General features: G+C 75.2%; 4 protein-coding genes. 2 read left to right on the plus strand and 2 right to left on the minus strand.

Annotated features, from left to right (window positions below; translation table 11 throughout):
- The first annotated feature begins 83 nt into the window (after positions 1 to 83).
- Positions 84 to 5396, plus strand: a complete 5313-nt coding sequence (locus ACFC02_RS40455; protein ID WP_376367686.1) for a DNA repair ATPase — start codon at positions 84 to 86, stop codon at positions 5394 to 5396.
- Here ACFC02_RS40455 and ACFC02_RS40460 read toward each other — a convergent pair.
- Positions 5384 to 6013 carry a phosphatase PAP2 family protein gene (locus ACFC02_RS40460; RefSeq protein WP_360966119.1) on the minus strand — a complete coding sequence of 210 codons (630 nt, stop codon included), beginning with the start codon at positions 6011 to 6013 and terminating at the stop codon, positions 5384 to 5386. The two genes, ACFC02_RS40455 and ACFC02_RS40460, sit on opposite strands and share 13 nt — an antisense overlap.
- Positions 6014 to 6138: 125 nt before the next feature.
- Positions 6139 to 6540, minus strand: a complete 402-nt coding sequence (locus ACFC02_RS40465; protein WP_376367688.1) for a MerR family transcriptional regulator — start codon at positions 6538 to 6540, stop codon at positions 6139 to 6141.
- A gap of 65 nt (positions 6541 to 6605) precedes the next feature.
- On the opposite strand from ACFC02_RS40465, the gene ACFC02_RS40470 reads away from it, so the two are divergent.
- The gene (locus tag ACFC02_RS40470; protein ID WP_376367690.1) at positions 6606 to 7871 is read left to right on the plus strand and encodes an MFS transporter; all 1266 of its coding nucleotides are present in this window, start codon (positions 6606 to 6608) and stop codon (positions 7869 to 7871) included.
- Positions 7872 to 7923: the final 52 nt, after the last annotated feature.

The following is a 7923-nucleotide window of genomic DNA, read 5'->3' on the forward strand; positions in this document are numbered from 1 at the left end:
GCCACCGTACGGGGGACGGCGGCTGCGCGGGCCCCCGCCCACGCTCGACACACACTTGGAAGCCTGCGAAGGGACGCACGTCCATGGCAACCGCCCAGCAGACGGGTTCGTACGGCGCCGTGGACAGCGGCACCTACGAGGTGCTGCGCGACCGGCTGGCCGCCCAGGCCGCGGAGCTGGCCCGCGGTGCCGAACAGCTCAACGCCCGCCGGGCCGGGGAGTTCGGCGCCACCCGGCTCGACCTGACCGGCACCGGGCGGCTGCGCACCGAGCACCCGAGCGTCCCGCGGGACGTCGTCGCCATCGGCGACCGGCTGCTGTTCGGGTACAACGGCGCGCACGCGAGGCCGGACGACGGCACCCGGCCCGAGCCGCGGATCGGTGACGTCCTCGCCCTGTACGACCGGGACCTGGAGCCGCTGCCCGAGGACGCCGTCCCCGGCCTGCTCGACGATGCGGCGTTCGTCCGGGAGTTCGCGGCCCTGCACCGCTACTACCGGCAGGCCCGGCTGCTGCGCCTGCACCGGGTGGAGGGCCGGCTGCTGGCCGTCTTCCGCACCGGGGAGAAGGCCGACGACATCCGCGTCCTGCGCTGGAACCTCACTGAGGACGGGCGGGCCGCCTTCCTCGACGCGCGCGGCGAACGCGACCACGTGCTGCCGCCCGCCCACGACTTCACCTGGACCGGGGCGACGCGCGAGGACCACCGCCTTGGCCGCCACCCGCACGTCTCGGTCGCCGGGGAGATCTACGTCTCCACCGTCGGCGGCACCCTCACCGTCAAGACCGAGGACGACACCGAGATCGGCGAGGGCATCCACAGCGAGCCGGTGGACGAGCCGCTGCAGGCCCTCGCCGACGCCGACATCGCGCACGCGCGTGTGGGCGCGCTGATCCTGCTGCGCGTCCGCCCCTACAAGGAGGACACCCACCGCCACCTGGTGTTCAACACCCTCACCCGCTCGGTCGTCCGCCTCGACGGCATCGGGCAGGCGTGCCGCCGCCTGCCCGAGGACCAGGGCATCGTCTTCCCCGGCGGCTACTGCCTGGCCACGGGGGCGCACAAGACGTACGAACTGGACACCAGTGGCCTGGAGTTCGAGCGCGAGGTGCGCTCACCCTACGGCGAGGACGTGCTGTACGCCTTCCACGCGCGCGCCGAGGGACGCGGTCTGCTGCTGTCGTACAACACCATCCGCGAGGAGGTCGCGACCCCGCTGTCCTGCCACGGCTGGGCGCTGTTCGAGGACGGCGCGCTGCCGGCGCTGCGCGCGGACCCGGCGGGCACGGCCGCGGAACCGGCCCGGGTGCACCCGATCCAGCTGTGGGCCTCCCCGTACGTCTCCGACACGCACGCCGCCGCCACGGCCGGCACCGGTCCGCTGGCCCGCGTCGGCAACGCCGACCTCGTGCGCGGCATCTCCGACCTGCTGTCCATCAGCCGCGCCGTCGCCGAGACCACGCCGACCGTGGAGGTGTACGAGGCGCTGGCCGCCGCCTGCGTGCGGGCCGCCGACACCCACCACTGGCTGGGCGAGGCCGGCCTCGGTGACCTGCGGACCCCACTGGAGGCCGTACGGGCCACCGCCGAGCAGGTGCTGACCGAGTTCCGCACCGTACGGACCCTCACCCTGCGGGCCGGACAGGCGCTGGAGGAGGCCGACGGACGGCTCGCCGCCGTGGTGCGGCGGCTGCGCGGCGAGGCACCGCGCGGCGCCGCCGCCTGGGTGAGCGGCCTGACCGAACTGCGCCGGGCCCAGGGGCACCTGCTCACGCTGAAGGAGATGCGGTACGCCGACACCGCCCGCATCGACGAACTCACCGCCGGGGCCGAGAACGACCTCGCCGTCTTCGGCAAGCGGGCCGTGACCTTCCTGGCCCGCGAGGACGCCTTCGCCGACCACCACAGGGACGTCGGACAGCTCGCCGCGGACGCCGAGGCGATCGAGTCCGTGGCCGGCGCGGAACCCGTCGCCGCCCGGCTCGACGAACTGGCCGGCACGCTGCGCACGGTCACCGAGGTCGTCGCGGGTCTCGACATCGGCGACGCCACCGTGCGCACCTCCGTCCTGGAGCGCGTCGCCGAGGTGCTCGGCGGCGTCAACCGGGCCCGCGCCCTCCTCGACGCCCGCCGCCGCGAGCTGGGCGAGCGGGAGGGGCGCGCGGAGTTCGCCGCCGAGTTCGCGCTGCTCGGGCAGGCGGTCACCGGGGCGCTGGCCGCCGCCGACAGCCCGGAGGCGTGCGACGAGCAGCTCTCGGGCACGCTGGTGCGGCTGGAGGACCTGGAGTCCCGCTTCGCCGAGTTCGACGACTTCCTCGGCGAGCTGACCGCCAAGCGCACCGAGGTCCACGACGCCTTCTCCGCCCGCAAGCAGGCCCTCCTGGACGCCCGCGCCCGCCGCGCCGGGCAGCTGGCCACAGCTGCCGACCGCATCCTTCAGACCGTGTCCCGGCGCGCGGGCACGCTCGCCGACGCCGACGCGGTCAGCACCTACTTCGCCTCCGACCCGATGGTCGCCAAGGTCCGCCGCACCGCCGGCGAACTGCGCGCACTCGGCGATCCGGTACGGGCGGAGGAACTGGACGGCCGGCTGAAGGCCGCCCGCCAGGAGGCCGGCCGCGCCCTGCGCGACCGCACCGACCTGTACGCCGACGGCGGCCGGACCGTCCGCCTGGGCACCCACCGCTTCGCCGTCACCACCCAGCCCCTGGACCTGACCCTGGTGCCGGACGGCGACGGCCTCGCCTTCGCGCTGACCGGCACCGACTACCGTGCCCCGGTCACCGACCCGTACGTCGCCGCGACCCGCGCCCACGGCGACCGGCAGCTGCCCTCGGAGTCGCCCGAGGTCTACCGCGGCGAGTACCTGGCCGCCCGGCTGCTGCGCGAGCACGGCCCGGCCGCGCTCGCGGCCGCCGACGACCTGCCGGGACTCGTCCGCCGGGCCGCCGGGGAGGCGTACGACGAGGGGTACGAGCGGGGCGTCCACGACCACGACGCCACGGTCGTCCTCACGGCTCTCCTGCCGGTGTACGAGCGGGTGGGCGTACTGCGCCACGAGAGCGCGGCCCGCGCCGCCGCCCAGTTGTTCTGGGCCCACGGCACCACACCGGACGCCCGCTCCGCCTGGATTCGGCGGGCCCTCTCCCTGGCCCGCGCCCGCGACACGTTCGGCCCGGCGGCGGCGAGCGCCGTGAGTGAACTGGAGGAGGAACTCGCGGAGGCGATCGGGGGGTGGACGGCGGGGGCCGGGCCCGCCCGGCGGGCCGGGGCCGCCCAGGGGATCCCTGGTTCCGGGGCGGGCGGTACCGGCGCTCCGGCCGGTGCGGCGGCGGGGCCGGACGGCCGGGAAGGGGCGGCCGGCGCGGCCCGGGAGCCGGGGACGGCCTGGCTTCCGGGCGGCCCGGGGGCGTTCGGCGGTGGTGTGCTCGGGGCGGCGGGGGCCGCCGGGGGGCGACTTACCGCGTACCCCGCCGGACGCGTCGGCGGGGCCGGGCTCGTGCAGGCGGCCGATCCGGCGCCGGGGGCGTTCGACGGGGGCGGGCCGGGGGCTGTCCGGGGGCGGTCGGACGCGCACCCCGCCGGAGACGCGGACGGTGCGCGGGCGGCGGCGCGTGCCGCCGCCGAGTACCTCTTCGAGGAGCTGACCACCGGCCCCGACGGCTTCGTCCTCGCCGCCGCCACCCGCACCCTGCTGGACAAGTTCCGCCGGACGGTGGGCGGTTCGGCCTACGACGAGGACCTGGTCGCGCTCGGCGACCTCGCCGCCCGCCGCCAGCTCGCCGGGGCGTGGCTGTCGGCGTACGCCGACTCCACCGGCGCGGAGGCCACGGCCGGGGACCTGGCCGAGGCGGTGGCCGCCGAGCTCTGCCCGGACCTGCCCCGCTACGAGTCGGACGCCTCCCCGGTGACCGTGGCCGAGGGCCTGCTCGGCACCCACCCGCGCATCACCGGGCGCGCCCTCCCCCTGCGGATCGACGAGTTCCTGGCCCGTACGGAGCGCTTCGCGTCGAGCGACGTACCCGCCTTCCGGGCGCACCAGCGCCGGCGGGCCGAGCTGGTGGAGGCCGAGCGCGTCCGGCTCCGGCTGGCGGAGCACCGCCCGCGCTCCATGGCGGCCTTCGTCCGCAACCGGCTCGTCGACGAGGTCTACCTGCCGCTCGTCGGCGACAGTCTGGCCCGCCAGATCGGCACCGCGGGCGAGGACAAGCGGACCGACACCGGCGGTCTGCTGCTGCTCGTCTCCCCGCCCGGCTACGGCAAGACGACGCTGATGGAGTACGTCGCCGAACGCCTGGGTCTGATGATGGTGCGGGTCAGTGGCCCGGCCCTCGGCCACGCGGTCACCTCGCTCGACCCGGACCAGGCCCCGAACGCCACCGCCCGCCAGGAGGTCGAGAAGATCAACTTCGCGCTGGCGGCCGGCAACAACACCCTGCTGCACCTGGACGACATCCAGCACACCTCACCGGAGCTGTTGCAGAAGTTCATCCCGCTGTGCGACGCCACCCGACGTGTCGACGGTGTGTGGAACGGCGAGCCGCGCACCTACGACCTGCGGGGCAAGCGCTTCGCGGTGTGCATGACCGGCAACCCGTACACCGAGTCCGGCGAGCGCTTCCGCGTCCCCGACATGCTCGCCAACCGCGCCGACGTGTGGAACCTCGGTGACGTCCTCACCGGCAAGGAGGACGTCTTCGCGCTGAGCTTCGTGGAGAACGCGCTCACCGCGAACCCGGTCCTGGCCCCGCTGGCCGGCCGCGACCGCCAGGACCTGGAACTGCTGATCCGGCTGGCCCGCGAGGACCCGGCGGCCCGCGCGGACCGGCTCACGCACCCCTACGCGCCGGCCGAGCTGGAGCAGATCACGGGCGTGCTGCGCCACCTGCTCGCCGCGCGCGAGACGGTCCTCGCGGTGAACGCCGCGTACATCGCCTCCGCCGCCCGGGCGCAGGACACGCGCACCGAGCCGCCGTACCGGCTCCAGGGTTCCTACCGCACCATGAACAAGATCGCCCAGCGGCTCCGGCCCGTCATGAACGAGGCCGAGGCCGCCGCCGTCGTCGACGACCACTTCACGGCCGAGGCGCAGACCCTCACCTCCGGGGCCGAGGCCAACCTGCTGAAACTGGCCGAGCTGCGCGGCACCCTCACCCCGGAGCAGGCCGGCCGCTGGGCCGAGCTGAAGGCCGCCGACGCCCGCACCCGGGCGTTGGGCGGCCCCGCCGAGGACCCGCTCGTACGGGCGACGGCCGCCCTCGCCCTGCTGGCCGACCGGATGGCCGCCATCGAGGCGGCCCTCACGGGCGGGGTGGCCCGGCCCGGGCATGCGGCGGCCCCGGCCGCGGGGGCCGGGGCCGAGTCCGGAGCCGGGGGCGGTGCTCAGGGCGTCTGAGCGGCGAGCAGCGGGCGCAGCGCCCCCGCCCGCAGGCGCTGGACCAGCGGGGTGCAGAACCGGAAGGCCAGCAGGATGACGAGGACCGAGACAAGGCTGCCGACCACCGCGCCGACGGCGACGTCGTGCGGGTAGTGCGCGCCGACGTAGACCCGGGAGACGCCCATCGCCACGGCGGCCAGCAGCGCCACGGAGCCCAGCCGGCGGCTGACGATCAGCAGCGCGACGGCGAAGGCGAAGGCGACCGTGGTGTGGTTGCTGGGGAAGGCGTAGTCGTCCACCGGGGGGCACGCCTCGATGAGGAAGTCGTGGGGCAGGGCCCGGCAGGGGCGGGGCTCCTCGAAGACGTCCTTGATGCCGGTGTTGGCGACGTAGGCGATGACGACGGCGAACGGTGTCGCCAGGACGGCGGCCATCACCGAGTTCCCCTGCCGCCGGGCGCCCCACCAGGCCGCCAGCAGCAGGAGCACGAACACGCCCATGCCGATGGAGGAGTAGGCGGCGGCGGTCCCGTTCAGCCAGTGCGTGTGGCGGGCGAAGTCGGTGACGTCGGTGTAGAGGCCGCCGTCGATGGACGCGCCGTCGAGCGCAAGGGCGGTCGGGGAGGAAGTCGTCATCAGGTGGATCTCCGGGCCAGGTTCTCGAGTGCGGGAGCGCCGCGGGGGAACGCTCGTGGGTGCAGGAGTGGAATCCTCGTGAAGTCGGGTTGTCCGACAGATGAACGTCTACAGGTTGGTAGACGTTAGCAGCCGGAGGTGTGGTTGCCCGGACGGACGGCTTCCCGCTGCTGGGCGAGGACGGCGTCGACGTACACGGCGATGGCGTCCCGGCTGCGTACCAGGCACTCGATGCGCTGGGTCATCCGGTCGCGCTCGCCCTCCAGTGTGGCGATCGTCTCCGGGGTGGCGTCGGCGACGTGGATGGACCGGGGCTTCTTCAGGCAGGGCAGGATCTGCTTGATGACGCGGGTGGGCAGCCCGGAGTCCAGCAGCCCCCTGATCTGGAGCACGCGGTCCACGCTGCGCTCGTCGTAGTCCCGGTAGCCGTTGGGGGAGCGGTCGGAGGTCAGCAGCCCCTGCTCCTCGTAGTAGCGCAGCATCCGGCGCGGGGTCCCCGTTCGGTCGGACAGCTCCCCGATGCGCATGTGACCCACCTCATACGACGCCGCGTTGACCCTCACACACATGTGAAGGTTGAACCCTAACAGGCATGTCAACGTCGCAGATGCCGCAGCCCGAACGACCCACGGACGCGCCCCCGGCGCACGTCCCTCCGACGGACACACCCCGGAGGGAAGCGCCCGCGGACGCGCAGCCGCGCGGGAAGCTCCCCCTGTCCCCGCTGCTCGCCCTGGCCACGGCGGCCTTCATGGCGATCCTCACCGAGGCCCTGCCCGCCGGTGTCCTGCCCGAGATGGCCCGCGGCCTCTCGGTCGGCGAGTCCGCCGCCGGACAGACGCTCACCGTCTACGCGATCGCCACGGGCCTGACGGCGCTGCCCGTCACCGCGGCCACGGCCGCCTGGCGTCGCAAACGGCTGGTGCTGGCGGCCGTCGTCACCTTCGCGGTGGCCAACGCGGTCACCGCGCTCTCCTCCGACTACCTGCTGACCATGGTGTTCCGCGCCGCCGCCGGGGTGGCCGCCGCCGTGGTGTGGGCCGAACTGGTCGGCTACGCCCGCCGGCTCGCGCCCGCGCGCCTGGTCGGCCGGGCCATCGCGATCACCATGGCCGGGGTCCCGCTGGCGCTGTCCCTGGGCATTCCCCTCGGCACCCTGCTGGGCGGGCTCCTCGGCTGGCGGGCGACGTTCGCCCTGGTGGCGGCGGTCTCGCTGGGCCTTGCGGGATGGATCGCCGTGTCGGTGCCGGACCATCCCGGCCGGCGGCGCGAGGCCGGGGAGCCGCTGCTCGGGGCGCTCAGGCTGCCCGGGGTGGTCCCGGTGCTGTTCGTCACCGCTTCCTACGTCCTGGCGCACAACGTCCTGTACACCTACGTCGCCGCGTTCCTGGAGGCGCGCGGCATGGGCGGCGCGCGGGACACGGTCCTGCTGGTGCTCGGCGTCGCGTCGGTGGTGAGCATCGCCGTCACCGGCGCCCTGGTCGACCGGCGGCTGCGCGCCCTGACGATCGCGAGCGCGGCCGTCTTCCTGGTGGCCGCCGCGCTGCTGACGGCACCCGGCGGCGGCGCGGCCCTGGTGTACCCGGCCGTGGTGCTGTGGGGTCTCGGCTGGGGCGCCGTGTCAACCCTCCTGCAGACGGCGGTGGCCCAGGCGGGCGGCGACCGGGCGCAGCCCCTGCTGGTGACCACCTGGAACTCGTTCATGGCCGTGGGCGGGGCGGCGGGCGGGGTCCTGCTCGACGCGGCCGGGCCGGGGTCCTTCCCGTGGACGGTGCTGGCCCTGCTGGTGCCGGTGCTGCTCGTCGTGGTCGGCGCGCGCACGCACGGCTTCCCCGCCGCGCGCGCCCGCGAACAGTGACGGGAAAGCGGTGAGCGGGTGCGGGGAGAGGAGCCGCCGCTCCTCTCCCCGC

This window comes from Streptomyces sp. NPDC056160, assembly GCF_042268205.1.
Classification (GTDB): Bacteria; Actinomycetota; Actinomycetes; order Streptomycetales; family Streptomycetaceae; genus Streptomyces.